This window comes from Dietzia sp. CW19 (assembly GCF_014145265.1).
GTDB classification, from domain to species: Bacteria; Actinomycetota; Actinomycetes; order Mycobacteriales; family Mycobacteriaceae; genus Dietzia; species Dietzia natronolimnaea.
Genome location: NZ_JAALEE010000460.1, coordinates 1 through 1,585, shown reverse-complemented (window position 1 = coordinate 1,585; position 1,585 = coordinate 1). Strand labels below are relative to the sequence as shown.

Sequence of the window (1,585 nt, the reverse complement as noted above, 5' to 3'; positions counted from 1 at the left end):
GTCGGCCACCGCCCGGGGCACACCGGCGGTGTCGGCGAGGAGCGACCCGAGGAAGCGCTTGCGGGAGGCGGCCACCAACACCGGGAAGCCCAGGTCGATGAGGACGTCGAGTCGGTGGAGCAGCGCCCAGTTGTCGGCGGCGTCCTTGGCGAAGCCCAACCCGGGGTCCACCACGATCGAGCCCGCGTCGACGCCTGCGGACACCGCCGCGTCGGCGCGGCGGGCGAGGTGGTCACGGACGGAGGTCACCACGTCCCCGCCGTAGTCGGCACGCCCGCCGGCGCCCGCCCGGTACTGGTCGGGAGACACCCAGTGCATGAGCACCACGGGGCAGCCGTGGTCGGCGACGACCTCCAGCATGCCGGGGTCGGCGAGGCCTCCGGAGACGTCGTTGATCAGCGCCGCTCCCGAGTCCAGGGCCTCCGCCGCGACGGAGGCGCGCATGGTGTCGACCGAGACCGTGACCTCCTCCTCCACGAGTGCGCGGACCAGCGGGATCACCCGGGCCGCCTCGTCGGTCCGATCGACCCGGATCGCACCCGGCCTCGTGGACTCCCCGCCGACGTCGAGGAGGTCGGCGCCCTCGGAGACCAGGCGACGCGCATGGGCGAGGGCCGCCTCGGGGGCGAGGTGCCGCCCACCGTCGGAGAAGGAGTCCTCCGTGACGTTGACGATGCCCATCACCGCGCAGCGGCCCGGGCGCGGCAGTACGGACGGGCGCGGCGGGGCGGCCGGGTGGCTCACGTACCCCGGAGGAGGCCGAGGGCCTCCGCCCTGGTGGAGGCGTTGGACCGCATGCTGCCCCGGACCGCGGAGGTGGTGGTCACGGAACCGGCTTTGCGGATCCCCCGCATGCTCATGCACAGGTGTTCGCACTCGATCACCACGAGGACGCCGGTGGGCTGGAGCCTGTCCACCAGGGCGTCGGCGACCTGGCCGGTCAGGCGTTCCTGGACCTGAGGGCGCTTGGCGTAGAGGTCCACGAGTCGCGCGAGCTTGCTCAGCCCGGTCACGGCACCGGATCGCCCCGGGATGTATCCGATGTGGGCCACCCCGTGGAACGGCACCAGGTGGTGCTCGCAGGTCGAGTAGATGGGGATGTCGCGCACCAGCACCAGTTCGCGGTGATCCTCGTCGAAGGTCTTGGACAACACGTCCGCGGGGTCGGTGTACAGCCCCGCGAACACCTCCCGGTAGGCGCGGGCGACGCGGGCAGGGGTGTCCAGGAGTCCCTCGCGCTCCGGGTCCTCACCCACGGCGATCAGGAGTTCCCGGACCGCGGCCTCGGCGCGTTCGGCGTCGAACACGCGGTCGGTGGACCTCGACCGGGCGTCGGCCGCGGGGATGTGGTCAGGGGTTGTCATCAGTCCTCTTCTCGCACGACACCGACCGGGAGGTCAGTCGTCACGTTCCCACGGGGCACGCCACCCGGGTTCCTTGTCCTCGCGTCGCCGCGACCCGCTCCGACGCCCGTCACCGTCGACCGCCGACCACGCCCGGGTCGACCGATCGGACGGCGTGGCGTCCCGGTCCCCCGGGCTGCCGGGCTCCTCGACCGTGGTCTCGGGGTCGGCGGGGGCGGCAG

3 protein-coding genes are annotated in these 1,585 nt (G+C 73.2%); all 3 read right to left on the bottom strand.

All coding sequences use genetic code 11. The annotated features are described in order from the left end of the window. On the bottom strand, positions 1–681 hold a 681-nt coding region (gene folP / locus G6021_RS13240), incomplete at its 3' end, for a dihydropteroate synthase (protein WP_182641490.1). A gap of 59 nt (positions 682–740) precedes the next feature. Further along, positions 741–1,364: a GTP cyclohydrolase I FolE gene (folE, locus tag G6021_RS13235; RefSeq protein WP_179524473.1), complete on the bottom strand. Its 624-nt coding sequence runs from the start codon at positions 1,362–1,364 to the stop codon at positions 741–743. A gap of 33 nt (positions 1,365–1,397) precedes the next feature. Then, positions 1,398–1,585: hypothetical protein (locus G6021_RS13230; RefSeq protein ID WP_182641489.1), on the bottom strand; the 188-nt coding region annotated here is incomplete at its 5' end.

Excerpts from the sequence above, each read along its gene's own strand:
- folE (WP_179524473.1), bottom strand. The coding sequence starts at position 1,364 with ATGACAACCCCTGACCACATCCCCGCGGCCGACGCCCGGTCGAGGTCC.